This window comes from Oleiharenicola lentus (assembly GCF_051660365.1).
Classification (GTDB): Bacteria; Verrucomicrobiota; Verrucomicrobiia; order Opitutales; family Opitutaceae; genus Lacunisphaera; species Lacunisphaera lenta_A.
Map to the genome: position 1 here is coordinate 192,178 of NZ_JBOZXB010000002.1, position 26,133 is coordinate 218,310.

Genomic DNA, 26,133 nt, shown 5'->3' on the forward strand with positions numbered 1-26,133 from the left:
GTCGGCTAGGATGTTAGTTATTCTCAAGCGGAATTCTTGTTCACTTCATCCTGGCTTCACCGAGCTGAGGCACCATTGCCGCTGATGAATGCACCAACTATGAATCGAAACTTGGCTTTACCGCTGCAGATGGGGGTGGTGTTCTTGGGGATCGGCGCCCTTGGGTTCCTGCTGTGGGAACCGCACCTTGAGGGCAGGAATGCGCATGCGACGACGTTTGAGATCTATTTCCACGATCCGTTTCTGGCGTATGTCTATGTGGGCTCGATTCCGTTCTTCGTGGCGGGCGTGCGATCGGAGACACGAATTTCACGAATTCACACGAATTGATGATAGGAAGTGGCGGGTTGGTTTCGTGATAATTGGTGCAATTCGTGTCCAAATATTCGGGTTTGTCCGGAATGGGGCGGTTCGTTCGTTGGAGTATTGAAACGAGCCTCCATTTCCCATGAACAAACAGATATTCCTCAACCTGCCGGTCGTTGACTTGCCCAAGTCGATGGCCTTTTTCAAAGCCCTCGGATTTAACCACAATCCGCAGTTCACCGACGAGACCGCTTCCTGCATCGTGATCAGCGACACGATCTATGTGATGCTGCTGACGCATGATAAATTCCGCCAGTTCACGCCCAAGGCGATCTGCGATACGAGCAAGGCGGTGGAAGTTTTGATCAGCCTCAGTTGCGCGAGTCGGCAGGAAGTCGACGACCTCGTGGCGAAGGCGCTCGCGGCCGGTGGCACGAGTTACGACAAGCCCGAGGATCTCGGCTTCATGTATTCGCACAGCTTCGTCGACCCCGATGGCCACGGCTGGGGCGTGCTCCATATGAGCGGAATGCCTCCGCAGTCCTGACGAACGGAACCGCGACACGAATTTCACGAAGCACCCGAATTGGGCGGAGGAGGGCCTGGGCTATAGTTTAACCACGGATTGCACGGATGGCACGGATTGAGGCAACGGTTTGGCCAGAGTCTTTATCCGTGAATATCCGTGTGATCCGTGGTTAAAAGAATTGGGAGATGGGCTGAGCTTCGCGTCCTTGCGCCTTTGCGTTGAAATGTCTGAATGCTCGCATGCCCACAAAAGCCGCCCCCAGCGTTACCGAGTTCCTCGCCAGTTTGCCTGATGATCGTCGCGCCACGGTCACCGCTATCCACAAGGCTATCCGCAAGGCGGTGCCGAAGCTGGCGCCGTATGTGACGGGTGGCATGGGCACGCCGGTTATCGGTTACGGAAAATATCAGTATCGCTCGGCGAGCGGACGCGAAGGCGAGTGGTTTACCGTCGGGCTCGCCGTGGGCAAAAGCGGTTATGCGCTGCACATCTGTGTTGGAGGCGAGGGAGGTTATCTCGTCGAGAAAAACGCTAAGAATCTCGGCAAAGTGAAAACCGGCCGTAGCTGCATCAATTTCAAGAAGCTCGAAGATCTGAATTTAGATGCTGCCATGGCGCTCGTGAAAGAAGGGGCGAAGCATGGCGGCATTAACGCAGTTAAGTGATGCACCGTTGCGGCGTGCTCGCCGCCCGGTGTTTGTCCTGCGAGCTTCTTTCTTCGAAGAATTCGCAGGCAAATGTTCAACTGCCAGCGATCAGCAAAGGCTGTGAAGTGTGGTAGGGCCGTGCTCTCCGAGCAGGCCGATTGCTTCGCTTATCCTAACGACCCGCTCGGAGATGGGGCCCTACGAGAGGGCAGTCAGGGATAATTGCCCCTACCTTTAGCAATGCAGGAAAAGAGTGTCGCTGGCGATGCGATCACTCTGTGCTTAATGTTTGAAGAAATACACCACACCGTAAACTGCGATGACCGCGGCCCAGTATTTCATGGGAATGAAGAAGAAGGAGTGCCTCGGTTTGACTACGATTTCCTGGCCGGTGTCTTTTTCGACCACCACGTTGCCAGGACGGGAATCAAGGCGGCGCGCGAGACCGTAGATGAGGAGGGCAGTAAACCAGATGCCGGCCAGCTGGGGCCAAAGGTGCGTCTGGTAGTAAAATCTGTCTTGGGCGACTGCGTTGACGAGCACCTGCGTGACCACCGTTGAGGCGATGCCAACCACGGGGACGATGAATCCGAAACCTTGCCAGATAATCATGGGAGGAGAGTTGAAGTTATGAGCAGATCGTTGCGTTGGGCCTAGATTTCTCCAATGGAAAAACGGGCCACATGTAGTTAGGCGGACAAAAGTTTAAGTTTGGTAGGGCCCGATCTCCGAGCGGGCCGTTAGTGTTCGCGACGTCATTCGGCCTGCCCGGAGGTCAGGCCCTACATTAATCCACGATTAGGACTTTCTGCACGGAGACGAAATTGCCGTTGCTGCCGTAGGTTCTCGTTTTGGCCTGCCAGAAAAAACGTTCACCCAGTGGCGTGACTGTGACCGTATAAGTGCCGCGCGGCAGCGACGGGCTCAGGAATTTGAGCGAGGCTTCGGCGTAGAGGCAGTAGGTTTCGATGATCGTGCTCACGACAATTTTTCCGTGGGCGTCTTTGATTTCGACGCGACCGAAACCGCCGTCGGGGCGGGCGACGCTGTGCAGGCCGACGCGCGTGCCGGTGAACGTGAAGCTGAGGCTCGCATCTTTGGCATCGGCGCGCAGATCGGTGAAGCCGGCTTGGTCAGTGTGCGTGGTCCACTCGGGCGAATGGCGCAGGCGGTTGCCGAGCGCGGAGAGTTCGAGCAGTTTGCCTTCGGCGGCCACAGCGATGGGTAGCCACTGACCGGAGCGTAGATCAATTTGCCACGCCGAGTGAAATTGCGGTAGCGAGAGATTGCCTGCAGCATCGAAGGCGAGCGGCTGCCAGACGTAGGTCGCGGCGGAGTTTTGATACGGATGCGCCCAACGATCGCCCAGAAACATCCACGTGGTGGTTTTGTCGCCGACAATGGGCAGCACGAACGTCGTCTGCGAATTCCAAGTGAGTGAACCGGTGGGCGCGAAATGGCCGCGATGCGTCCACGGGCCGGCGAGCGAGGTGGCGGTGTAGTAATCGTTGTCATTGCGCTCCCACGCGGTGAGACCGGAGCCGAGCCAGTAGTAGAGTCCGTGGCGTTTGAAAATCGCAGGCGACTCGTGGCCCTTCGTCATGTCGCGGACGACTTGGGTGACGACGCTTTTGTAGTCGCGGGCGAGTTTGAAAAGATTGCCGGAATGCGTGACGAGGTAGCCGGCGCCGTCGTCGTCCTGAAAGACGCTCATATCCCATTTCTTGATGGGCTGGCCGTCGAACAGCAGCGGCCCGCGAAACGTGTATTCGCCGTCGATGGTGGGACTCGTGGCGTAGGCGACGGCGGGGTCTTTGTAGCGCGCGTCGTCGGAGTGGAAGAAGAGGACGTATTCGCCGGTCGTGGGACACTTGAGCACCTTCGGGCGTTCGCCGACGCGATCGGGCCCGGCGCGGCCGTCTGGTTGCATGGGCAACACGAGGCGCTCGAATTTCCAATTCACGAGATCGGCGGACGAGTAGCAGCTGAAGCCGGAAAACGCGTTGCCGCGATCCTGCTTGAATTCGCCGAAGAGATAATAGCGTTCGCCATCCTTGACGATCCCCGCGCCGCGCGCGCTGACGGTGTTGCCGTGTTGATCGAACCACGCGACACCGGAATGAATCACTGCGGAATTAGCCGCGCGTGCGGAGTTGAGCGCAACGCAGACGAGCAATAACCAGACGGGAATAAAGCAAAGGCGGGGTAGGCGCATAGCGACGAGTGAGGACATCGATTCAATACGGTGGAGCGAGCGCCGAACCAGATGACGGTAAGATCATCGAAGTGACCAAGTGACTTTTAATCGCCTGGTCTATGATTTTATCGCGTTAGGGCCTGACCTACGGGCAGGCCGAACAACAGATTGCTTTAAGGCGGCCCGCTAGGAGATCGGGCCCTACCTTTCGAGAGCAGCGCAGACGTTTTAATTTACAAAAGATAACCAAGGAAACGAAGAGTCTGGTTGAGGGCATTCATTTCTCGGCGTCCTCTGCGTGCTCTTGTCGAAAATTGGAATCGGGAATTCTTCGTTCGCTTCGTTGCCTTCTGTGAAATCTTTCCGAGGAGGGATTAAGCCTCAATATTCGAACTTCTCGCCGTCGAGGCGGGGCGTCGTGACAGGCAACGCGCGGACAGGGAGGGCTTGTTCGAAGGCGTAGCCGAGGGCGAGGAGTTTGGCTTCGCTAAACGCGGGGCCGATGAAGGAGAGCGCGACGGGAAGTTTTGGGTTGCTCGTGAAACCAGCGGGGACGATCAGGTCGGGCCAGCCGGTGACGTTCGCGAGGTGGCCAGGGGAGCCGTTGGGCGTCTCGACGGGCGGACCTTGCTCGTCTTTGATCAGGCGCGCCGGTGTGCTTGAGGTCGGCACGATGAACGCATCGAGTTTTTCCGTTTTCAAAAACCACTCGAGATTTTCGCGCACGATTTTCGCACCGTCGCGCAGGGCGCTGAGGTAAGGCGTGTCCTCGAGCGTGCCGGCTTTGGCTTCGCGACCGTAGGAGTCGAGGCGGTTCTGGTTCCGGAAAAATCCGTCGGTGTTCCCGTCTTTGATTTTCTCGCTGAGCTCGATGATTTGCGCGTGCGTCTTTGGATAACCTTCATGCGACAACGACCCGAGATAGGCCTCGATTTGGTAACGAAACTCGGGATTGCGGATCGCTTGGTAGAGGCCGGCGTTCACGCCGATGACGTATTTCGGCAGCGTAATTTCGACAACTTCCGCGCCTTGCGCTTTCAGCACGGCGACGACGGTTTCGATGACCGCGTCGACGCCGTCGTCGCGTTTCATGTAATCGCGCAACAAGCCAAGGCGCGTGCCTTTGAGCGCGTCGCGGCGTAATCCGCTGGTGTAATCCACGGCGGGACGCGACACACCGGTGGTCGCGGGATCGCGCACGTCGACGCCGGCCATCACATTTAATGCCACTGCGAGATCACGCACGTGGCGCGCCATCGGACCGACAGTGTCGAGTGAAAGCGAAAGCGGGATGATGCCACCGCGGCCGTTGAGACCGAAAGTCGGCTTGAGACCCGCGATGCCGTTGGCGGCGGAGGGCCCGCGAATCGAGCCGCCCGTGTCGGTGCCGAGTGCGAACACCGCAAAACCCGCCGCGATGCCCGCGCCGCTGCCACCGCTCGAGCCCGCAGGTGAACGGTCGGTCGCGTGGGGATTATGCATCTCGCCGCCGAGCGTGGAAATCGCGCGACCGCTGGCGAATTCGCTCAAGTTGGTTTTGCCCACGATCACGCAGCCGGCCGCGCGGAGGCGTCGCGTTTGCTCGGCGTCGGTGGTAGCGACGTTGTCGCGCAACACGTAGAAGCCGGCGGTCGTCGGCATGCCGACGACGTCGGTGTTGTCTTTGATGAGGACGGGAATGCCGTGCAAGGGGCCGCGCGGGCCTTTGGATTTGCGCTCGGCATCGAGCGCGCGGGCGTCGTCGAGCGCTTGCGGGTTGAGCGCGATGACTGCGCGGAGCATCGGGCCTTTTTTATCGTAGGCGTCGATGCGTTTCAGAAAGAGCTCGGTCAACCGCTCTGAGGTCAGCGCGTTGGCGTCGAACGCGGCGTTGATGTCGGCAATCGAGGCGGAGGTGAGATCAAATGTGGTTTTGGCGCGAAGCAGTGGCGCCGAAACGATCGCACCAATCAAGAACCACGGAAGGAGATTTCGAAAAGAACGCATGGGAAGAAGTCGAATGAGCAGAGTTTTTAACCACAGATGGACACGGATAAACACGGATGACGGAAAGAAGAGGGAGACTGATTTTTTGAACCACGAATGAACACGAAGAGACACGAATGAGTGACCGAGTCTTTATCTGCGTTTATCTGTGTCCATCTGTGGTTAAATTATTTGAGCCAGGATTGAATCAGTCATTCGTGTGAATTCGTGTCCATTGCTTCGCCATCTCCGCTAAGCCTCCGTCGTGGTTAAATCAGTGTTTGGTGTTTTCATCGATCGGGGCGTAAGGCCCCGCCTACTTGGCTGGCACTCGCACGGTTGGATACGTGATGCCGAGTTGCTCGAGGTAGGTGTCGTATTTCGAGGCGTCGTAATAATATTTTTTCAACTCGGCGCGATATTCACCCATGCGCTTTTGATTGAGCGTGACGATCGGTTGGTCGGACTCGGCGATGAGTGGTTCGTATTTCTCGGTCTTGGTTTGTTCTTCGCGGAAATATTTCCACGCGTCGTCGACGAGCGCGGGCGTGGTGAGGAGATCGATCATCGTCATCGCCATGACTTTCGCGCCGGCCGTGACGCCTTTGTGCGCAATGGGCGTGGCCATGGCGATCGCATTGGCCCAGTTGTGGCCGGGGAGATTCGGGATATTGGCGGGATAACGCAGCGTGACGGTCGGCACGTTCCACGAAACGTCGCCGATGTCGTCGGAGCCGCCGGTGCGGGCTTCGTCGGCGGTCGGCCCCTGCATCGGTTTCAGCGCAATAGAAAGGCCCGTGATGGGAGCCTTGAGTTCGCCTTGGAGGGCTTTCGCGAGTTGCTGGTCGGCGTCGCTCCATTCGGGCAGACCGACGGCGCGGATGTTGGCGTCCATCGCGGTGGCGACGGGTTTGCTGAAATGTTGCGGCCACGCCGAGCCGAGCACGCGGGCGGTCACGGTGGTGTTGGTCATCAACGTTGCGCCTTGCGCCATGGCGTCGCCGATCGCGCGGAGCTCTTTGATGTGCGCATAATCGAGTTCGCGAAAATAATACCACACGCTGGCGTTTGAAGGCACGACGTTGGGCTGGTCGCCGCCGTTGGTGATGACGTAGTGCGAACGCTGGGCGAGGCGGAGATGTTCGCGGCGGTAATTCCAACCGACGTTCATCAACTCCACGGCGTCGAGCGCGCTGCGGCCTTTCCACGGTTGTGCGGCGGAGTGGGCGCTCTCGCCTTTGAAAAGGTATTCGACGGACACGAGGCCGGTGCCGGCAGCCGTGCCCCACGAGACGCCCAGGTTGTTGTCCACATGAGAAAAGAGCGCGACGTCGACGTCTTTGAAGACGCCCGCGCGCACGAGAAACGCTTTGCCGCCGAGCAATTCCTCGGCGACGCCGGGCCACAGACGAATCGTGCCGGAGATTTTTTCGCGTTCCATGAGACGCTTCACGGCGAGCGCGGCGGCGATGTTGAGTGGCTGGCCGGAGTTGTGGCCTTCGCCGTGGCCGGGCCCGCCTTCGACCAGCGGTGCGCGATAGGCGACGCCGGGTTTTTGCGAGGCTTGCGGGATGCCGTCGATGTCGGAGCCGAGTGAAATCACCGGACGCCCGGAGCCCCACGAGGCGACCCACGCGGTCGGCATGCCGCCGACGCCGCGCGTAATCGTGAAGCCTTCTTTTTCGAGGAGCGTGGTGAGGTAGTGGGACGTTTCTGTTTCCTGAAAACCGAGCTCGGCAAAACTGAACACGGTGTCGTTCATCACCTGAATGCGCTTCTTCATACCATCGATATCGCGGGCGACTTCGGCTTTAAGTTCAGCGGACGTGGCGGCGTGCGCCAGAGACGTGAGCGAAACCACGCAGAACAGCGAGCAAACCAGCAGGCGAAGAAGTTTCATGCGAGCATTCAGCAGTTTTTATACCGTGGGGTGAACTACGAAGGTGTCGTCGTCGGTATTTTCAGGGAGTTTCCGGCGAGGTATTTTTAACCACAGATGGACACGGATGCACACAGATGGAGAAATGGTTTACCCACGAATGCACGGGACACGAATGAAGGCGTCGCTGAGTGGCTCCTTCGTTACCTTTGTTTCCTTCTGTAAAAATCTGAATCAGTCGGGTTTTGAGTTTTGGTGAATTCGTGTCTATTCGTGGTTAAGGAAACTCGGCTTTCGCGGCGGCGAGGCCGCGGGTGTAGGCAGCGAGGAGTTTATCCCAGCGCTGGTTTAATTCGCCGTCGATTTGCCGGCGTGCGGGGTCGGCTTGGAACCAGGCGAGGGTGCGGCGGATGCCGGTGGCGAAGGGAGTTTTTGCGGTGAAGCCGGGGACGAGGCGTTTTAGCTTCGAGTTGTCGAAGACCGCGGAAATGGCTTTGTCGCCGAGGAGCGTGCCTTCGACGGCGGGCACGCAGGCAATAATAAAATCGGAAGCGATGTGCACAAACTTCGGGGAGGTGATGCCGGCGGCGTCGGCCGTGATCGCGAAATATTGATTCCACGAAAGCGCTTCGTCGGAGGTGATGTGCACGGCTTCGCCGATCGCACCGGTATTGCCGAACAAGCCGATGAGGCCGGCGGCGAAGTCGGTGTTGTGCGTGATCGTCCACAACGAGGTGCCGTCGCCGGGAATGATGAGTGGAGCGCCGCGTTGCAGGCGGTCGATCATGGTCCATGGTTTTTGCCACGCGTTGAGCACGAGTGGAATCTGGTCGTCGCCGTAGGTGAGGGACGGGCGCACGATCGTGTAAGGGAAATTTGTGGCGGCGTGGGCCGCTTCGAGCGCGAGTTCGGCGGCGATTTTTTTGCGGGAATATTCCCAATGCTGATTTTCGCGCGGCGTGGCTTCGGTGATGAGATTGGGGGGCGCGGGCGGTTTTTGATAGATGCTCGCGGAGCTGATGAAAATGTATTGGCGCGTGCGGTCGCGGAAGAGTTCGACGTCGCGCTGAATATCTTCGGGGCCAAACGCGATCCATTGCACGACGACATCCCACGTGTGGCCGTGCAGGGCGGCGCGCACGCTAGCGAGGTCGGTCATATCGGCAGTGAGCGAGCGCGCGCCTTCGACCTGGCGATGTTGGCCGCGATTCAAAAGCCAGAGTTCGTGCCCTGCGGCGATGGTTTGGAGGGTGACGGCGCGGCTGATGACGCCCGAGCCGCCGATGAAGAGGATTTTCATGCTGAGTGGGAGAGCTGAATTAGTTTTAACCCCAGAGGCACGGAGACCCAGAGAAGGATCGGCCTAATGGGTTGGAACAGGAGATCACGGAGAAAGACTTTTGGGTCAAAAATGGGGCAAAAAAACGAGGGCTGTTTTCTCCGTAGCTCGGTGTCTCCGTGATTCAAAACTATTGAGGTTTCCGTGTGGTGTCGGCGAGCGACCAGGCGCCGACGGGGATGCTGCGGAGGCGGTGGACCGTGGTGGGATCGGCGCGTTGGCACCGTGAAGGCGCGCGACCAGCAAGGATCGCTTCGAGGTCGTCGGCGACGAATTGGCCGATGAGCGTTTGAATTTCCGGCACGCTGCCGAGGCGGTGCGCGGCGAGCAAAGTGTTGGGCGTGGTGCGGCCGGGTTCGTCGACGGGAATCGGCTCCTCGGGCCAGACGTCGATGCCAGCGCGAATGTGTCCGCTGCGTGCGGCGGCAAGGAGTTCCGGGAAATTCACGAGCGCGGCGCGACTCCCGAGGATGACGACGCTGCCGGGTTGCATGCGGGCGAATTGGCGCGCGCCGATTTTGCCGGCGTTTTCGTCGGTAATGGCGGCAACGATGAAGACCACGCGGGCACGGGAAAAACACTCGTCGAGCGACGCGGGAATCGCGCCGGTGTCGCGGATGACGGAGTCGTTGATCCACGGATCGTGAATGAGAATTTCGCGCGAGAAGGCTTTGAGCAACGGGTGCAACGCGCGACCGAGATTGCCATACCCGATGATCGCGAGCGGTTTTCCGTGAAGGAGAAACGAGTCATGGTTGTCGCCTTTGAATTCCTTGCCGAGGCGGTGCGCGGCGAGCAAAGTGTTGGGCGTGGTGCGGCCGGGTTCGTCGACGGGTTGCGCGTAAACCGGCGCGGTGGACAATACAGGAATATTGCGGCGCGCACATTCCGCGTAATCGACGTTGAGCAAGAAATTGCTCTCGACGTTGAGCACCGCTCGTAAGTTGGGCGCACGGTCGAGGCGCGCTTTATCGAGTGGCGATTGGCCGATGAGCGCGATGGCCTGCGGTAGATAACGATCAAGGTGTCCCGCGGACGCAGGCGAGCCGTCGTGCCAGAGCACGGTCGCGATTTTTTCGAGTCGGCGTTTGGTCGCATCGTCGAAGATGCGGCTGATTTTCCGCGGATGCGGATCGAGGAGGATGATGGGCTCGTGGGGTGAGGGGGAAGTCATCAGTGGGTTGTCACTCAATAGCGGACGTGTTCATGGTGGGCGCGGGCGTCGGCGGAGCTATTCTAAATTTAACTTTCAGGTGCGGCGGGCGGGTTGGCTTGAGGTGGCTCCTCCGGCGGATCTTCGAGGAATTTCGTCGGCCCGATTGAAGCGGTGTAATCGTAAAGGTGCTCGTAGAAAAATTCAGTGATCAGGATGAACACAGGGCGGACTTCACCCATGGACTGACGGTCATAAATTTTTTCGAGGTAATGCGTGGTAACGGGAAGTCCATTACGCTGAAGTGCTCCTTCGTGATTCCCGCGTTTTTTTCGGAAACTAAAGAGGAGGGCCGGGCGTTCGAGATTACGGTCGGCCTTGGCTCGCGTGTCGGCGGCGTCGGTCCAGTTCATCGAATAAGTCCAAGGATCGATAAACACCACGCCGCGAAATTGTTTCGGGCGCGCTTGGATGGCGCGGAGCGCGAGCTGCGCGCCGTGAGCTTCGCCGATGAGGGCGACACTTTTCGGATTCACGGAAAAATTTTCGGTGAGGTGATTGATGAGGCGAAACAGGGTGGCGAGTTGCTTGGGAGCGTCCGTGTCGTCAATCTTCACGCGCTCGTGGTGGGAGGCGCCGTAGCCTTCGACTTCGGCAATCGCGAAACCGGCATCGGCCAGCGCTTGAATTTCGGGGCGATAATCGAGAAGCATGCGTTCACCAGGTTTTGATGGGCAGATCACGACGAGCGGAGCGAGCTTGGTGCGCGGGTGTTTGGGCAGCGTTATTGAGCAGGCGAGGCGGACGCCGTCGGGTGTGGTGAGATCAACCACCGAAGTGACATGCGGCGCGATAGTGCCATCGTTGGTGGAACGTCGGGTGAGCGTCGCGACGGTGTTGGTGCTTCGATCAAGCAAACCGAGTTCACCCGCGTCTGCGAGATGCTGGGCCGTGTAGATAAAAAGCCGCGCCGTCGGGTCGCTGGCGACGATGTCGATCTTCATGCCTGGGAGATTATTTTGCAACGTGACGCGTGCGTCGGGCCACGCTGCGCGGAGGAGGCTTGAACTGGATTTTATGGCAGCTTCCGCTTTTTCTTTCGAAAGCGAGGTAGTCGCCCCGTCGTAACTATCGAGAAGAGCATACGCGTGTTCGATGTCTCCCTCCAAGTTGGTCAGACGCTCGGTGCGAATGACGATTTTGCGCGGATCGTCGGGCCACACGGCTTCGGCAGAGTTGAGTGGGGTGGAGATCATTTCGAATCTCGATTTTCGCGACACAGACGTCGGGGCGGCTTGAGCTATGCGCAGGACGCGGGCGTTTTTTCCATCGACATCTGTGCCCATGATTTTGCCTGCGTTGATTTGAGCGATGAGGCGATCGTTGGTCGACCACCGCAGCCAGGTGACGCGCGCTTGCTTCGATTGGAAAATTTTCGAGGGAGCCGTGGATTCGTCGGAGGCGACGACAAGTCTGGCGGCGCAAGTTGAGTCGAGCGGGAGCGGACGGATGATGATCGATACTTCGTTGCCCGAGCGGACGGAGTAAGCCACGTGTCTGCCATCGGGGGAGATGGCCGCGGCTTCGCCTTGCAGGGGCATGAAAAGCTGGTCGTGGTGGCGCGCGATTTCCTCGCGGCTCGGGCGGCGCAGTTCGGTGGCGGTGGACTCGAAGGCTTTTTTACCCAGTTGCGTGGAAGGGATCGGAAGCGAGGGCGGTGTCGGACTTTCGGCGCAGAGCCGGGCCAGGCTTGTGGCGCAGACTGCGAGCAGGACGAATAAGCGGCCAATGCCAGGGGCGAACATGGGAGGCGTATGCGGTGGCGGAGGAGGAGGGATTCGAACCCCCGGTGAGCTGACGCCCACGTCTGATTTCAAGTCAGGTGCCTTAAACCACTCAGCCACTCCTCCGAAATCGATAGCCCGACGAAAGGGCGAATGTGCATCGTGTCAATCTATTGGCGGAAGCACGAAATCCGCGGAATTCGTCTCGCGGTCGGAAGTGTTTTGGAGAAAGTAACGCACACATCTTGTCGCAGGGCCATGCGTCGCGAGTTGTTTTTCGCATGGCAAAAAATCATCAACAGGTGGCGGAGATGCAGGGGCTCTACGGGCCGTTCACGATTACGGAACGGGTCGTGCAAAAGATCTGGCTGCGCGGGGATTTCGCGCGGCGAGATCTTCAGTTGGCGGATGGGCGCAGCTTGGAAATCCGCACGCTCGGCGCATGGAATTTATTAGGCGGGCCGGATTTTCGGGGAGCGCGGTTGGTGATCGCTGGGCGTGAAATTACCGGCGACGTCGAAGTGCATTTCCATACGACGGATTGGGCGGCACACGGGCATGCGCGCGATCACGCTTATGATAACGTGGCGCTGCACGTGGTCTTGTTTCCGTTGGGGCAGGGCGAACGAGCCGCGCTGAATTTTGCGGGAAAAGAAATTCCCACGCTTGTGCTGTTGCCGCTCTTGCATCGCGATTTGGAGGAATACGCTTCTGACGACGCATTGGAGGGAATCACCGAGCGCGACGAGTGGGAGCGTTTTGCCGAACTCGCATCGCTGGCGCCGGGGGAGTTGCAGCAGCTGTTGCAGCGCAAAGCGGTCGAGCGGTGGCGGCAGAAAATGCATTTCGCGAAATTGCGCGTCGAGAAACTCGGGTTCGCGGGCGCGGCGCATCATACGGCGCTGGAGATTCTCGGGTATCGGCATAACCGCGCGGCGATGCTGATGGTCGCGGCGCAATTTCCGTTGGCGGAGTGGGCGGGTGGCGCGATTGATCCCGATGCCGTGTTCGCAGAGAACCGCGAGTCGTGGAAACTCCAAGGCGTGCGACCGGCCAATTATCCGCGCACGCGGTTGCGCCAGTATTATCAGTGGACGCGCGCAGTGCCGGATTGGCCGGAGCCTTTATTGGCAATGGCGGGCGAGTTGAGCGTGCTGCCGGTAAATAGTTTGGCGAGTGCGCGGGCGCGGAGGGAATTAAAGTTGGGCCAACTGCACGAAAAGCTGGCGACGGACCTGGCGGGCGGGGTGATGGGTGGCACGCGATTTGACAATTTAGTGTGCGATGGCTTCTTGCCACTCGTTGCGGCTGCAAAGCCCGACGCTGACGTGTTTGCAGTTTGGTTTCACTGGTTTCTGGGTGATGTGCCGGCGAAGGTGCGCGGAGCGTTGCCCAAACTGGGGGTGACCGGACGGGGTCAGCCAGTTTGTCACGGTTGGGCGCAGGGGCTGCTCGGCTGGATGCTGGAACGGGAGGCTCGCGCAAGTGGCTGAAAGGCAGAATCAGGCGCGGGGCTTGACAAGCCTTTCACCCGTTTCATACCTTCTCGCCCCTATATTTCAGTTCACTTTTCTAAAGGTGGGCCCCTCGGGTCCGCTTTTTTTTTCCCATTAATCCAAACCTATCATGAGCAGCGAAATTCTGTCCGTCCTCGAATACATGGAGAAGGAGAAAGGCATCCCCCGTGCCGATATGATCTCCGCCATCGTCAATGCGATCAAAACCGCTGCGTTGAAAGGCGTGAGTGCCGGGCAAGAGCTCAAGATTGAAATCAGCCCGAAGAACGGCCAGCTGAAGGCGTGGTCGGTGTTGAAGGTGGTTGATTCCGTGTCGGATCCGAAATTGCAGATCCACGTTGAGAAAGCGCAGGTTTTCAAAGCCGGCGTTCTGGTGGGCGACACGATCGAAAAGGAAATTGATCCGTCCTATCTTGGTCGCATCGCGGCGCAGACTGCCCGTCAGGCGATCATGCAAAAGCTGCGTCAGTTCGAGAAGGAACGCATCTACGACGACTTTAAGGATTCCGTGGGCGACATCGTGAGCGGCACCGTGCGCCGTCGCGAACGCAACGATCTCTTCATCGATCTCGGCAAGGCGGAAGCCGTCATGCCGGGCAAGGAACAGGTTCCCGGCGAAGAATACGCACCCGGCGAACGCATTCGCTGCATCCTGCTCGAAATCGAAAACGGCAGCCGTGGCCCTGAAATCATTCTCAGCCGCGCGAGCCCGAAATTTGTCCGCCGCCTCTTCGAACTCGAAGTCACCGAGATCGCCGACGGCACGGTCAAGATCGAAGCCTTTGCCCGCGAGCCGGGTTATCGCACCAAGATCGCCGTCACCTCGACCGACCCGAAAGTCGATCCGGTCGGTGCTTGCGTCGGCGCCCGTGGCGCGCGCGTGAAGAGCATCGTGCGCGAACTCGGCGGCGAGAAGATCGACATCATTCCTTATCACGCCGACACGAAGGAAATGCTCATCGAAGCGCTCAAGCCGGCCGTGCCGCGTGAGATCGTGCTCGATGAACGCAACAAGCGCGTCCTCGTCCGCGTGATCAACGATGACCTAGCGGTCGCCATCGGTCGCAAGGGCCAGAACGCCCGCCTCACGTCCCGTCTCGTGGGCTGGCGCCTCGACATCGAAGAATTCAAAGTCGTCGCCTCCGATCCACGCGCGCAAGCCATCGGCCTGCTCGTCAGCACCTACGGTTTCGACAAAGCCATCGCCGAGCGTCTCGTCACGAACGGCATCAACTCGCCCGGCGCTTTCGAAAGCGTCGAAGCGAACGACTTGGTGGACACCGGCTTCACGGCCGAGGAAGCCGCCGACATTATTTCCAAAGTTTCCGGTTCCTGAGCAATTACGCTCCTCGCACGCCTTACATTAACTGAATGAGTTCCCGCATCCACGAGATCGCCAAGCACTACAACGTTGAGCCCAAGGAAATGCTGTCCTGGCTCAAAGAGCAGGGCTATGTCTCCGCGGACACGAAGTCAGTATCGAGCACCGTCAGCAAAATCTACAACGACGAGATCGAGAAAAAGTATGGCAAGGCCGCCGCGCCTGCGGCTGCGCCGTCAACTCCAGTCGTGGAAGCCACGGCGCCGACGCCTGCGCAAGTCGCCTCCGAGCCTTCACAAGTGAAGTTGCCCGCCGGCGTCTTCGTGAAATCTGCGCAAGACATCGTGCGTGAGAAAGAAGAAGCGGTTAAAGCCGCCGCCGCCGCGCGCGCTGCCGCGAATCCGCCGCCACCGCCGCCCGTGATGGTGATGCCGGCTCCGGTCGCGCCGAAATTGCCGCCGGCCCCCGCGGTCAAATCTCCTTTGCCGCCGCCGCGTTTTGCGCCGTCGGTCCCTGCGGTGCCACGTCCGGCTCCGGCTACGCCTTCGTTCGCTCCGAGTTCCGCGCCTGCGCCGCAGGCTCCGAAGTCTCCGCCGACGGCACCCGTTACGCCGGTGCCGGTTGCAAAAGCCCCGTTGGCCACGCCGGCTTTGCCGCCGCGCGCTCCCGCAACTCCTCCAGTGTTGCCGCCGCGCAGTGCGACCACGCCGCCGATCCCGAGTGCTTCGAGCATCACGGTGACTGAAGAAGGTGGCGTAAAAATTATCCACCTGAAGCCGCCGATCATCGTGCGTGACTTCGCCGTCGCGCTCGGGCTGAAGCCTTTCAAGCTGATCTCCGAACTGATGGAGATGAGCATTTTCGCGTCGATGAACCAGTCGATCGACGAAGCCGTCGCGACCAAGCTCGCTGATAAACACGGATTCCTCCTCGACATCAAACATCGGGTCGCGACGCCGGTCGTGCCGGTCGTTTCCGCTGAGAAAGCGAAGATCAACAAGGAAGAAAAAGCCCGCGAAGAAGACCTAAAGAATCTCGCGACGCGTCCTCCGGTAGTCGTCATCATGGGTCACGTCGATCACGGCAAAACCTCGCTGCTCGACGCCATTCGCAAAGCGAACGTTGCCGCAGGCGAAGCCGGCGGCATCACGCAGCATATCGGTGCGTATCAGGTCGAACACAACGGCCGCAAAATCACTTTCCTCGACACGCCCGGTCACGCGGCGTTCACCAAGATGCGCGCTCGCGGCGCTCAGGTCACCGATATCGCGGTGCTCGTAGTGGCGGCGGACGACGGCTTCATGCCGCAAACCGACGAAGCACTGAAGCATGCGCAGGAAGCGAAGGTCAGCCTCATGGTTGCCGTCAATAAGATGGACGTGAAGGGCGCCAACATCGAACGCGTAAAGCAGCAGATGCAGGAACGCCAGATCGCTCCGGAAGACTGGGGTGGGGAAACCGTGACGGTTCCCGTCGCCGCCATCAAAGGCCAGGGCATTACTGAGTTGCTCGAAATGATTTTGCTCCAAGCCGACGTGTTGGAGCTCAAGGCCAACCCGAAGGCGGAAGCCAGCGGCGTGGTCATCGAATCGCAAGTCGATGTGGGCCGCGGCCCGCTTGCTACCGTCATTGTGCAACGCGGCACGTTGCGCGTCGGCGACGCCATCGTGTGCGGCCCGCATTGGGCGAAGGTGCGCGCGATGTTCGACGACGAAGGCAAAAATATTAAAGAAGCTCCGCCCGCGACGCCGGTGCGCGTCATTGGCTGGTCGGGCGCGCCGGATTCCGGCGCGAAATTCATTTCCGCGAAAAACGCGCGCGATGCTGAAAATCTCGCCGAAGAAGCGGAAGATCTGCTTAAGAAAACCACCGTCACAGACGACGCGGCTCCGAAGGATATTTCCATCGATGCGCTGTTCGCGAACATCGCGGCCACTCAGGCCAAGACGTTGCGCGTCGTCATCAAGTCCGACGTGTTCGGTTCCCTCGAAGCCGTGAAGAACGTCCTCGAAGGCATCAAGAGCAACAAGGTTTCCCTCGATGTCGTCGCGGGCGATGTCGGTGTGCTCAGCAAGAACGATGTTCTCATGGCGAGCGCTTCGAAAGCGGTGCTCATCGGCTTCAACACGAAGCAGGAAAACGGCGTCACCGCGCTCGCGAAGCACCACGGCGTCACGATCGAAAGTTTCTCCATCATCTACGAACTCGCTGATCGCGTGAAAGAGTTGATGGCCGACCTGCTCGATCCTGATCTCAAGGAAAACAAACTCGGCGGCGCCGAAGTCCGTCAGGTTTTCCCGGTCGCGAAAGGTTTCGTGGCGGGCTGTCTCGTCACCGAAGGCAAGGTCAACCGCGGCACCACGGCCCGCGTCCGCCGCGGCAAGGAATCCATTTACGAAGGCAAGGTCGGCACGCTGCGTCGTTTCAAGGACGATGCCAACGAAGTCCGTGCTGGCCTCGAGTGCGGTATTCGTCTCGACGGCTTCGACGGCTACCAGCCGGGCGATCGCATCGAGTGTTTCGAAATCCAAAAGGTCAGGGCTCAGCTCTGATCTTAACCACTATTTCCCGGCCCGCGGTTCCATCCCGTCTGCCCGATCTCCGCCATGAGTAACCGACTTCTCCGCGTCAACGAACTGCTGCAACGCGAAGTCAGCGGTTATCTGCACAAGCGCTACAGCAGCGAGGCCGTCGGCATTACGATTACCTCGGTGGAAATCACCGGCGATTTGCGCGAGGCGAAGATTTATTTTTCGGTCTTGGATAAAAACGCCGACGTCGAAAAGACGGGCAAATGGCTGCTTTCGAAGCGTCAGGAAATTCGCGAGACCATCGCGAAACATGTGATTCTACGTCACGTGCCGACGCTCGCGTTTGTCCACGACAACCACGCGCCGCGCGCGTTGCGCATCGAACAGTTGCTCGGCGAAATCGATGAGAAGGAAAAGCAGAAGCCGCAGCCGTGAGCCATTACGCGAAATTCGCCGGGCGTTTCGCCGTGTTGATGGATGAACTGGCCGGCCAGAGCGTGGTGGTCATCGGCCACATGCGTCCCGACGGCGATTGCATCGGCTCCCAAGTAGCGTTGTGCCGCGTGCTGCGGGCCCAAGGCATCGACGCTGTTTGCATCAACCCGGATCCGGTGCCGCGTCGAATCAAGTTTCTCGTGGGCGATACGCCGTTTTTTCGCCGCGACGAAATTTCCCCGGAAAGCAAAACCGCCGTGTTCACCGATTGCGCTGACCACGGCCGCGCGGGCGACAAGATGCAGGCGATGTATCCGCATCCAGCCGCGTGTTTTGATCACCACGTGTCGAATCCGGGCTTTGCGAAACGTAACTTCGTCGACACGTCCTCGGCGGCGACGGCGGAAGTGCTCGCCGGGCTATTTATCGATGCCGATTTGCCGATCGACGCGATTACGGCGCAGGCGCTTTACACGGGCATTCTTACTGACACCGGTCAGTTCCGTTTCCCGTCCACCTCGGAGCGCGTGTTTCGCATTTGCGCGGATCTCGTCGAACGTGGCGCGAATCCCGCGCAAGCCGGCATGGAACTCTATGAGCGCGAAGCACCGGGCAAACTGAAACTGCTTCAGCACTACCTCAATTCGTTGAAACTCGAGTGCGACGGGCGCGTGTGCATCGGCGTGTTGCCCGAGGGCATTTTCGAGAAACTCGGCGCGACCGTCGAGGACACGGAAGGCCTCGTCGACTACGCGCGCTCGGTTGATGGCGTGGAAATCGGTGCGCTCATCGAAGAACGTCCCGGCACGATTAAGGCCAGCCTGCGCGCTAAGAGCAGCGAATACCGCATTGATCAAGTCGCCGCCGAGTTCAATGGCGGTGGCCACGCGAGCGCCGCCGGCCTGAATTATCCTGATACACTTTCCAATTTCTATCCGAAACTTGTCGCCGCGTTCACGCGACGGCTGGCCGAAGTGGATGCCGCTAAAAAATGAGTCTTCAAGCCGTCAAAGAAATCGAAGGCGTGCTGTTGGTCGACAAGCCGAAAGGCCTGACCTCGCACGATGTGGTTTATCGCCTGCGCCGCAAATTGCAGATCAAACGCATCGGTCACGCCGGCACGCTTGACCCGATGGCGACCGGCGTGCTCGTGATGCTCATCGGCAAGGCCACCAAGCTTTCGCAATACCTGATGAGCGTGGACAAAATCTACGAAGGTGAGGCGACGCTCGGGGTCGTGACCGACTCTCAAGATGCGGAGGGAGAAGTGCTCGTGACGAATCCCGTGCCTGAACTCACCGAGGCACAAGTGCGCGAGACGATGAAGACGTTTCTCGGCGATCAATACCAGACGCCACCGATGCACTCTGCGATTAAGAAGAACGGCGTGCCGCTCTACAAACTCGCGCACAAGGGCGAGGAAATCGAACGTGAACCGCGTTTCATCCGTGTAGCGAAGTTTGATTTGCTGTCATTCGCTTCGCCGAAAATCACGTTTGATCTGCACTGCACGAAGGGAACCTACGTGCGCACCGTAGCGAAAGATCTCGGCGACAAACTCGGGTGCGGTGCGCATCTGTCGGCGTTGCGGCGCACGGGCAGCGGGAAATTCCTCATCGCCCAATGCGTCACGCTCGAACAGATCGAGGCGATGTCCCTCAAGGAAATCGAACAGCGGCTCATTCCCACTTACGAAGCCGCGCCGCGTATCGTGCAGTGAGCGCGCCGCTCCAGTTCGACGGACTCGACCGCGTCACGTTGCCGGCGCGACCGTTGCATCTGGCGATTGGCATGTTTGACGGCGTGCATCTCGGGCACCAATCGGTGATCGAAGCCGCCATCCACTCCGCGCGACGCAGCGGCGGGCTGGCGGGCGTATTAACTTTTTGGCCGCACCCGAGCGCACTGTTTCGTCCTGAAAATGCAACGAAGCTCATCATGTCACCGGCGATCAAGCGTCAGATGTTGGGCGGCATGGGCATCGATTTTATCATCGAGCAGAATTTCACGCGCGATTACGCGCAGACCGAGGCGCATGCGTTTGTCGGGTTTCTCAAAGGCGCCCTGCCAAATCTGGCGGCGATTTATGTGGGCGAGAACTGGCGCTTTGGCCGCGAACGACTCGGCAATGTGAAATTGCTCGTCGAGGAAGGCCAGAAGCACGGTCTCAGCGTTTTCAGTGCGCCTGGTTTAAAACACAACGGCGCGGCGATCAGCAGCTCGCGTATCCGGGAATTGCTGGCGGCGGGCGAGATGACGGAAGCGAACGCGTTGCTCGGCTACTCGTATTTTTCGAGCGGCACGGTGCAGCCGGGACGCCAGTTGGGCCGCACGATTGGGTTTCCGACTTTGAACCTGGCGTGGGAACCGGAGTTGCGACCGCGCTACGGCGTGTATGCGGTTACGGTTACTAACGCTGATGGCGAAACGGGCGAAGGCGTCGCGAATTATGGCGTCAGGCCGACAGTTGAAACCACGGCCTCGCCATTGCTTGAGGTGCATCTGTTGGGGAAGGTGCTCGCGACTTATGGCGATGCCGTCACGGTGAACTGGATGCATTTCCTGCGGCCCGAGCTTAAGTTTGGTGGCATTGACGAGTTGCGTGCTCAGATTGCCTTAGATCGCGCAAACGCCGTGGATTTCTTTCTCAAAAACAAGTCCACATAAGTTTCCAAGGTAGTGGCCTAATTTGGATTCTCGGTTGTTCATGAGAGTGAGGGTGATTGATGGGGAGCATGACGAAAGAGGAAAGAATGGAGGCGATTCGGGCGAAATTGGGTGAACGTCGGGGCGTGATTGCTTGCAGGCCGGCAGGCGTGTTTGCCGCGCAGCACCCTGGCGAGGTCAGGAAGGCTAAGGCGAAACCACTGCCGTTGAACGCAGAGCCGACGCCCAGCCGGAGCTACTACCGATTCAGCGATGCGCCGATTGATCCGCGGGGCGCTAAGGCTTGGCTGTATCGGCCGATTAAAAAGAAGCGTTTGCATTGTCGGATAAAGAGAGGGAAGCGGGTGTCGCCGTTGGTTAGGATCGCGGCGCAGTGGGGGAAGAAGCTGCCAAAAGTCGTGAGGCAATCGCCGCTCTAACGGCATGGCGTGCGGATTCAACCGGAGGCATGTGAAGAACTGCGACTGATTGCTGGCGGTTGTCCTTGTCGAGATAGGCCCAAGCGTAGGCCGTCTTGGTCTTCGGGTGGTTGAGCAGTTCGAAGACTTCGACTTTCCCATCCCATACGATCTTGCCGTCAAATTTTTCTGTAACATGGACGGTGCTTGTGCGACGCGACTCTGTGCCGTGAAGTGCGCGGATAACGCGTTGTAATTCTGTGATGTAGTTCATTGGGGTAATTATTCGGACAACCCGACGAGGTCTGAGACTTCCCAGATGCGAGTAGTGACGCCAGCCGCCATTGCTGGCGTCACTCGCAGTGCCCCGTGGACGCGGACAAAATTGTAGTAGGCGAAAGCTAGGCCGAGGGATGCGCGGAAATGCTCGATCTTCTTCGAGAACGCATTCGTGAGGCGCGCCAGCCGGCGGTTATGCATGCGCAGCGTGTGGTTTGCTTTCTCAACGTGCGATGTGCAGACCTGCTCCATGTCGGGACTGCCCAGCACTGAACGCTTATCGACCGCCATGACGTAGGGCTGGCTGTATTTGCGCTCCGGCGTGTATTGCGGGCCAGACATGACCTTAACGATTTGGCCGTAGTCCACGCCGTCGCCGAACTCTTCTTCGATGACCGCTAGGTATTGATTCATCCCGTCGGTCGAAAGCTGCACGCGGTCAATGACGCGACTGGCAAGGTCTGACATGAAGCTGGTGGTCGTCGCCCAGTCCCGCTTACCGGCAGCGAAGCAGGGCACGAGCTTGGTTTCCGCATCGAGCGCAATGTAAGTCCAAACGTCGCCACGAAAATCGGTTTCCTGTTCGGTGACGTTCTTCTGCTTCTTGCCGATAAACCCCCACATCTCATCCACCTCCAAGAAACGGCAACGAAGCTGGCGCATCTCTTCATGCATCATCTGCTGGCAGGCTTCGCCGACGCGCACGCCAAGCCGCATGATGGTATCCCGATGGACGCCGGTCATGCGGTGAATCCCGCGCATGCTGTTACCTTCGCAGAGCATATGGATAATTGTGTTTTGAAGTTGGTCAGTGAGGTGGTTCGCCACGCCTTAAACGGTTGGCTGATTTCTTGCGTAAAAGTTTGCCCATCAGTGGAGCACTCAGCATAACGGCCTCACAACTTTCAGCTAGCTGGTCAGGATACCCGCCGAAAACTGCGAATTTTCTGGGTAGAATAGAGACCCTTTCCATGCACGCCCCCAACTGGGCGCGGCTTGGTGATGCTCTATTCGGGCTCTTCGCAGTGCCTCGGCGGGGCGCGCTGGGCCGCGCCTTTTCCGTGTCAGCTTGGCGTTAACCAAGCATGAAAACTAAATCGTTCGTCGTTCTCGTCGCGCTCGCTTTGGCGGGTTGCAGTAATCCTGGCGTTGTTCAGCTCGGGCCAGACACCTACCTTTTAACCCGCGCCGATCGCGCCGGAATCTTCGGCAACGCCAGCAAGCTGAAGGCTGGCGTAATCGCGGACGCCAACGAATTTGCGCAGAAGCAGGGCAAGGTGGCTATACCGCTATCCGACAGAGCTACGCCAATTGGCGGGCCTGGTCAGTTCGCAACCTACGAATACGAATTCCGAGTCCTGCCCGCCGATGACCCAGAAGTTAGGCGCGTTCGCATCCAAACACGTCCCGACATCGTAATTGAGAAAAACGAACGCAATCAAACCACGATGGAAACCAAATCTAAACCTGATCTGTATTCGGAACTGGGCAACCTGGATGACCTAAGAAAACGCGGGCTTTTGACCGACGCGGAATTCGAAGCGCAAAAGCAAAAGGTTCTTACAAAATGAGCGTTGGTTATTTGAGGTCTCAAGGGGAGACGACTGCAATGGGGTCGCTGTTCGGAAAGGTTGGGGATAAATCTGTAGAGCTTAACGTAGAAATCGGTTTAACGAGCGGTCGTTGCTTTGTTTACAGAGGAGGATGGGGACTGCCTTACATGGTCGCAGAACTGGACGGCATATTATGGAAGATAACCGTGTTAAAGCGGGGCTGGTTCTTCAGCAAAGTCGCATTAACCCTCGACGGAGAGCCGGCAGTTCTTGAAACCGAAAATGATTTCGGTGACTTTTTGCGTAAGCTCTACGGAAGCGACCTCTACAAGTGACTTGCCCGCGAGTGCTCCACTGTGGCAGGATTACTAATCCTCCCCGTGCCGGATCCACTTAATAAGCCTGGTCTCCTGTTCCGCCTTTTCGATAAGCTGGGCGAGTCTTCGGTTCTCCGATTTAAGCTGTCTAACACCGAGCGCGAGCTTGTGGACGCGAAAGCAGAGATAAAGATGCTCAACGATAAAGTAAGGCATCTTGAGGATGAGAATAAACTCCTTCGATCCGAACTTTCTGAGATTGTTAGAATCCATCGCGGGACAAAATTTATTAAAAGCAGAATAACGGGTCACAAATGGATGCCGTTTTGTGCTTCGTGTGGGAAACCCGCCAAATTTTTTGCATCTCATCTAGGAATGAGGTGCACATCTGGATCGGCTTGCAGTTGGAGTTCGGAATTTCTTCCAAAAGAACTCGAATCCGTGATTCAAGAGCTGGATCGACCATAAGTTGCCGTGCCAACCCGATAAGAAAAACCGCTTTTACAAGCGGGATTTCAAATTAGGCCACTACCGTTTCCAAACGACGCTTGACTTGGCTTTGTCGGTTTCTACTTTTCGACCTCTTTCCCGATTTCGGGGTGGTAGCTCAGTTGGTTAGAGCGTCTGCCTGTCACGCAGAAGGTCGCGAGTTCGAGTCTCGTCCATCCCGCCATTTAAACCCCTCACTTTGAGGGGTTTTTGCTTTTTAACGGATTGATTTAGCGGGGACGCGGGCAGGGGAATTTGATTGGCCGGACGAGGGTTTTGATCAGCCTCCAGCCCACGATGCCGCGCGCCCCCGCATTTGCCGACAAAAGCATGCTCTCTCTTATGCAAGCGATGCTGGAGGACGTGCCGATTGGCTTGTTGTTGGTCGATGTGACCGGCGCGCCGCTGTGGTTTAATAACGAGGCTGTTCACGTGTGCGCCGTGTGGAAGCATGGCGAGGCGGCGGCGGCGGCGTTACGCGCGGATAAAAAATCGATCACCTTGCCGGCTCCCGTCTGGGCGTCGTGTCAGACGGTGTTGGATGCGTGGAGTCGCGGCAACCCGGCGCACCCTGTGACCAATCTTACGGATCACGAGCGCGGGCTGCATGCGCACATTCACCTGCAAATTTTTCCGACCGAGCGGGGCAAACGCGCTCCGAAGCCGGCATTTTATATCCGACTCGATTACCGGCGCCCGCGCGGGGATCGCAATCGACCGCTCTCGGCCGACTCCGTGACATTACTCGCGCGTCTGTCGCATCAGGAACGCGAAGTGGCGATGCGTTTACGCGAAGGCCTGAGCACGGCGGAAATCGCGGTCGAACTCCGTCGCAGCCCGCTCACGGTGAAGACGCACATGTCGTCAATCTATCGCAAGCTCGGTGTCGGCAGCGGCAAACGCGTGGCGGCGTTGCTGAATCGCTGAGCAGCCTCAGAGCAATTCGACACAGCACGCGAGGCCTTCGCCGCCGCCGATGCAGATCGCCGCGACGCCGCGGGTGAGACCGCGTTCGCGCAGTGCAGAAATTAAAGTTACCAGGATGCGCGCGCCGCTCGCGCCGATCGGGTGTCCGAGGGCGATGGCGCCGCCGCGAACGTTCAGTTTCTCGTGAGGCACGCCGAGTTCCTGCATGAACGCCATCGGCACGACGGCGAACGCTTCGTTTACTTCCCACAAATCGACGTCGCTCACCGACCAGCCAGCGGACTGAAGCGCGGCCTGCGTGGCTTGCACAGGCGCGGTGGTGAACCACACGGGATCTTGCGCGTGGCCGCCGAACGAGACGATCCGCGCGATGGGTTTGAGCGATTGCGATTTTGCGTAGTCTGCGGTCGTGACGAGCACGGCGGCAGCGCCATCATTGAGGGAAGAAGCGTTGGCGGGAGTGATGGTGCCGTCTTTTTGAAAGGCGGGTTTTAGCGTCGGGATTTTTTCATACTTCACCTTGGCCGGGCCTTCGTCGTGTGAGAACTGCGTCGTGTTGCCTTTGGCGTCGGTGATTTCGACGGGCATAATTTCCGACGCGAAGAGCCCGGACTGTTGCGCGGCGTTGGCGCGCTTAAACGACTCGATGGCAAACGCGTCTTGTTGCTCGCGCGTGAAGTGGTATTTCGCCGCGCATTGCTCGGCGCAGCTGCCCATGTGGAGATTGTTGTAAGGATCCCAGAGGCCGTCGGTAATGATCGAGTCGGTGACTTGCTGATGACCGAGGCGAAAACCATCGCGCGCTTTCGGCAGCAGGTAAGGCGCTTGCGACATGTTCTCCATGCCGCCGGCGACGTAACAGGAACCCATGCCTGCGCCCAGTGCGTGCGACGCTTGCATGACGGCCTGCAAACCCGAACCGCAGACCTTGTGAATCGTGACCGCACGTGCGTGAGGCGAGAGTCCTGCGTGAATCGCCGCCTGGCGCGCGGGAGCTTGGCCTTGGCCCGCTTGCAGCACGTTGCCCATGAGGACATCGGTAACTTCGTGAGCGGCGAGGCCTGATTGTGCGACGACGCCTTTAATTGCAGCGGCCGCGAGTCGCGACGCTGGCACGGAGGCGAGTCCGCCTTGAAAGGCGCCGATGGGAGTTCGCGTGGCGGCGAGGATGACGATTTCGCTCATAGGATAGAGGGCTTGAGAAACGAAAATTTAATCTGGGCGTTCGATTTCGAAACGCTCCGTCGTGCGCGCGTAACTGTCGCCGCCCATGCGCCCGATGGTGTCGAGTTTGGCGGCGTCGATCTTGCCCTGCGCGTTGAGCACGGATTCGTTGATGTGCACGAGCAGGATGCGACCGAAGACGACGTTGCCGGCGAGCGGGCCGTCGCCGACGAGCACGATGCGGTCGAGTTTACACTCGAGGGAAATCGGCGAGGCCGTCACGCGCGGCGGACGCACGAGTTGCGAGGGTGTTTGCGCAATCGAGAATGCATCAAACTCACTTTCGCCATACGGCAACGTGGCTGACGATGCATTCATCGGTTCACGCAGCGCATGCGGCACCACGTTTACGACGAACTCGCCGGTTTGCTCGATGTTGACGATCGTGTTTTTCTTTTGGCCATGACGGTCATTCGCGCCGGTGAAAAGGAGCGTCGGCGGATTCGCGCAGACGCCTTGGAAAAAAGAAAACGGCGCGAGGTTGGTTTTGCCGTCCGCAGAAATGGTCGAAACCCACGCAATGGGCCGCGGCGTGATGATGTTAACCATCCACGCATACGCGTCGCGCGGGGGCAGGGCGGCAAAATCGAGAACCATGGTTCAGAGAAAACACACGGCCGCGTGAAAGGCAAAGGCTGTATGCCGCGTGAATCTTGGTGGTCGCCGGTCTCCGCAC

The 26,133-nt window shown here is 58.8% G+C and carries 24 protein-coding genes and 2 tRNA genes; 14 read left to right on the forward strand and 12 right to left on the reverse strand.

Going from position 1 to position 26,133, the window contains the following annotated elements:
* Nucleotides 1-111 precede the first annotated feature (111 nt).
* The 3 genes from ACRRQW_RS15605 (at nucleotide 112) to ACRRQW_RS15615 (ending at nucleotide 1,500) form a co-directional block, all read left to right on the forward strand.
* Complete coding sequence (locus tag ACRRQW_RS15605; RefSeq protein ID WP_438482528.1) at nucleotides 112-330, forward strand: hypothetical protein; 219 nt, start codon at nucleotides 112-114, stop codon at nucleotides 328-330.
* 118 nt (nucleotides 331-448) lie between these two features.
* Complete coding sequence (locus ACRRQW_RS15610; protein WP_438482529.1) at nucleotides 449-853, forward strand: VOC family protein; 405 nt, start codon at nucleotides 449-451, stop codon at nucleotides 851-853.
* A gap of 221 nt (nucleotides 854-1,074) precedes the next feature.
* Nucleotides 1,075-1,500 carry a DUF1801 domain-containing protein gene (locus tag ACRRQW_RS15615; protein WP_438482530.1) on the forward strand — a complete coding sequence of 142 codons (426 nt, stop codon included), beginning with the start codon at nucleotides 1,075-1,077 and terminating at the stop codon, nucleotides 1,498-1,500.
* Between the two features lie 264 nt (nucleotides 1,501-1,764).
* Here the strand turns inward: ACRRQW_RS15615 and ACRRQW_RS15620 are convergent, their stop codons facing one another.
* The 8 genes from ACRRQW_RS15620 to ACRRQW_RS15655 form a co-directional block, all read right to left on the reverse strand.
* A complete protein-coding gene (locus ACRRQW_RS15620; protein ID WP_438482531.1) occupies nucleotides 1,765-2,094 on the reverse strand; it encodes a hypothetical protein in 330 nt (109 codons plus the stop codon).
* Nucleotides 2,095-2,269: 175 nt separating this feature from the next.
* Entirely contained in the window at nucleotides 2,270-3,715 is a 1,446-nt protein-coding gene (locus ACRRQW_RS15625; protein ID WP_438482532.1) for a family 43 glycosylhydrolase, read from the reverse strand.
* A gap of 345 nt (nucleotides 3,716-4,060) precedes the next feature.
* Entirely contained in the window at nucleotides 4,061-5,665 is a 1,605-nt protein-coding gene (locus ACRRQW_RS15630) for an amidase family protein (RefSeq protein ID WP_438482533.1), read from the reverse strand.
* A gap of 295 nt (nucleotides 5,666-5,960) precedes the next feature.
* Entirely contained in the window at nucleotides 5,961-7,544 is a 1,584-nt protein-coding gene (locus tag ACRRQW_RS15635; RefSeq protein WP_438482534.1) for an amidohydrolase, read from the reverse strand.
* A 256-nt stretch (nucleotides 7,545-7,800) separates the two neighbouring features.
* Complete coding sequence (locus ACRRQW_RS15640) at nucleotides 7,801-8,823, reverse strand: NAD-dependent epimerase/dehydratase family protein (RefSeq protein WP_438482535.1); 1,023 nt, start codon at nucleotides 8,821-8,823, stop codon at nucleotides 7,801-7,803.
* 169 nt (nucleotides 8,824-8,992) lie between these two features.
* Nucleotides 8,993-10,036, reverse strand: coding sequence for an NAD(P)-dependent oxidoreductase (locus ACRRQW_RS15645; protein ID WP_438482536.1), 1,044 nt, complete (start codon nucleotides 10,034-10,036; stop codon nucleotides 8,993-8,995).
* A gap of 68 nt (nucleotides 10,037-10,104) precedes the next feature.
* Nucleotides 10,105-11,820, reverse strand: coding sequence for an alpha/beta hydrolase family protein (locus ACRRQW_RS15650; protein ID WP_438482537.1), 1,716 nt, complete (start codon nucleotides 11,818-11,820; stop codon nucleotides 10,105-10,107).
* Between the two features lie 15 nt (nucleotides 11,821-11,835).
* A tRNA-Ser gene (locus ACRRQW_RS15655) sits at nucleotides 11,836-11,925 on the reverse strand.
* A 155-nt stretch (nucleotides 11,926-12,080) separates the two neighbouring features.
* Between ACRRQW_RS15655 and ACRRQW_RS15660 the strand changes: the two genes are divergently transcribed.
* From ACRRQW_RS15660 to ribF, 7 genes are all read left to right on the forward strand, one after another.
* Nucleotides 12,081-13,292, forward strand: coding sequence for a DUF2851 family protein (locus tag ACRRQW_RS15660; protein WP_438482538.1), 1,212 nt, complete (start codon nucleotides 12,081-12,083; stop codon nucleotides 13,290-13,292).
* A gap of 133 nt (nucleotides 13,293-13,425) precedes the next feature.
* A complete protein-coding gene (gene nusA, locus ACRRQW_RS15665) occupies nucleotides 13,426-14,652 on the forward strand; it encodes a transcription termination factor NusA (RefSeq protein WP_438482539.1) in 1,227 nt (408 codons plus the stop codon).
* A gap of 35 nt (nucleotides 14,653-14,687) precedes the next feature.
* Nucleotides 14,688-17,189, forward strand: coding sequence for a translation initiation factor IF-2 (gene infB / locus ACRRQW_RS15670; RefSeq protein WP_438482540.1), 2,502 nt, complete (start codon nucleotides 14,688-14,690; stop codon nucleotides 17,187-17,189).
* Between the two features lie 54 nt (nucleotides 17,190-17,243).
* Entirely contained in the window at nucleotides 17,244-17,603 is a 360-nt protein-coding gene (rbfA, locus tag ACRRQW_RS15675) for a 30S ribosome-binding factor RbfA (RefSeq protein WP_438482541.1), read from the forward strand.
* Nucleotides 17,600-18,598: a DHH family phosphoesterase gene (locus ACRRQW_RS15680; RefSeq protein ID WP_438482542.1), complete on the forward strand. Its 999-nt coding sequence runs from the start codon at nucleotides 17,600-17,602 to the stop codon at nucleotides 18,596-18,598. The genes rbfA and ACRRQW_RS15680 overlap by 4 nt, the downstream gene beginning before the upstream one ends.
* Nucleotides 18,595-19,323 carry a tRNA pseudouridine(55) synthase TruB gene (truB, locus tag ACRRQW_RS15685; protein ID WP_438482543.1) on the forward strand — a complete coding sequence of 243 codons (729 nt, stop codon included), beginning with the start codon at nucleotides 18,595-18,597 and terminating at the stop codon, nucleotides 19,321-19,323. The genes ACRRQW_RS15680 and truB overlap by 4 nt, the downstream gene beginning before the upstream one ends.
* Nucleotides 19,320-20,270, forward strand: a complete 951-nt coding sequence (ribF, locus tag ACRRQW_RS15690; RefSeq protein WP_438482544.1) for a riboflavin biosynthesis protein RibF — start codon at nucleotides 19,320-19,322, stop codon at nucleotides 20,268-20,270. Before truB ends, ribF begins: the two co-directional genes overlap by 4 nt.
* A 357-nt stretch (nucleotides 20,271-20,627) precedes the next feature.
* On the opposite strand, the gene ACRRQW_RS15695 is transcribed toward ribF, so the two are convergent.
* Complete coding sequence (locus tag ACRRQW_RS15695; RefSeq protein ID WP_438482545.1) at nucleotides 20,628-20,942, reverse strand: hypothetical protein; 315 nt, start codon at nucleotides 20,940-20,942, stop codon at nucleotides 20,628-20,630.
* 8 nt (nucleotides 20,943-20,950) lie between these two features.
* The gene (locus ACRRQW_RS15700; protein ID WP_438482546.1) at nucleotides 20,951-21,730 is read right to left on the reverse strand and encodes an IS1 family transposase; all 780 of its coding nucleotides are present in this window, start codon (nucleotides 21,728-21,730) and stop codon (nucleotides 20,951-20,953) included.
* Between the two features lie 302 nt (nucleotides 21,731-22,032).
* Here ACRRQW_RS15700 and ACRRQW_RS15705 point away from each other — a divergent pair, with 302 nt between their 5' ends.
* From ACRRQW_RS15705 to ACRRQW_RS15720, 4 genes are all read left to right on the forward strand, one after another.
* A complete protein-coding gene (locus tag ACRRQW_RS15705; RefSeq protein WP_438482547.1) occupies nucleotides 22,033-22,518 on the forward strand; it encodes an SHOCT domain-containing protein in 486 nt (161 codons plus the stop codon).
* On the forward strand, nucleotides 22,515-22,835 hold the full coding sequence (locus tag ACRRQW_RS15710; protein ID WP_438482548.1) for a hypothetical protein: 321 nt from the start codon (nucleotides 22,515-22,517) through the stop codon (nucleotides 22,833-22,835). Before ACRRQW_RS15705 ends, ACRRQW_RS15710 begins: the two co-directional genes overlap by 4 nt.
* Nucleotides 22,836-23,413: 578 nt before the next feature.
* Nucleotides 23,414-23,490, forward strand: a tRNA-Asp gene (locus ACRRQW_RS15715).
* A gap of 146 nt (nucleotides 23,491-23,636) precedes the next feature.
* Nucleotides 23,637-24,233, forward strand: coding sequence for a response regulator transcription factor (locus ACRRQW_RS15720; protein ID WP_438482549.1), 597 nt, complete (start codon nucleotides 23,637-23,639; stop codon nucleotides 24,231-24,233).
* Between the two features lie 6 nt (nucleotides 24,234-24,239).
* Here ACRRQW_RS15720 and ACRRQW_RS15725 read toward each other — a convergent pair whose 3' ends face one another.
* On the reverse strand, nucleotides 24,240-25,418 hold the full coding sequence (locus ACRRQW_RS15725) for a thiolase family protein (RefSeq protein ID WP_438482550.1): 1,179 nt from the start codon (nucleotides 25,416-25,418) through the stop codon (nucleotides 24,240-24,242).
* Between the two features lie 27 nt (nucleotides 25,419-25,445).
* Nucleotides 25,446-26,054, reverse strand: a complete 609-nt coding sequence (locus ACRRQW_RS15730) for a flavin reductase family protein (RefSeq protein ID WP_438482551.1) — start codon at nucleotides 26,052-26,054, stop codon at nucleotides 25,446-25,448.
* Nucleotides 26,055-26,133 lie beyond the last annotated feature (79 nt).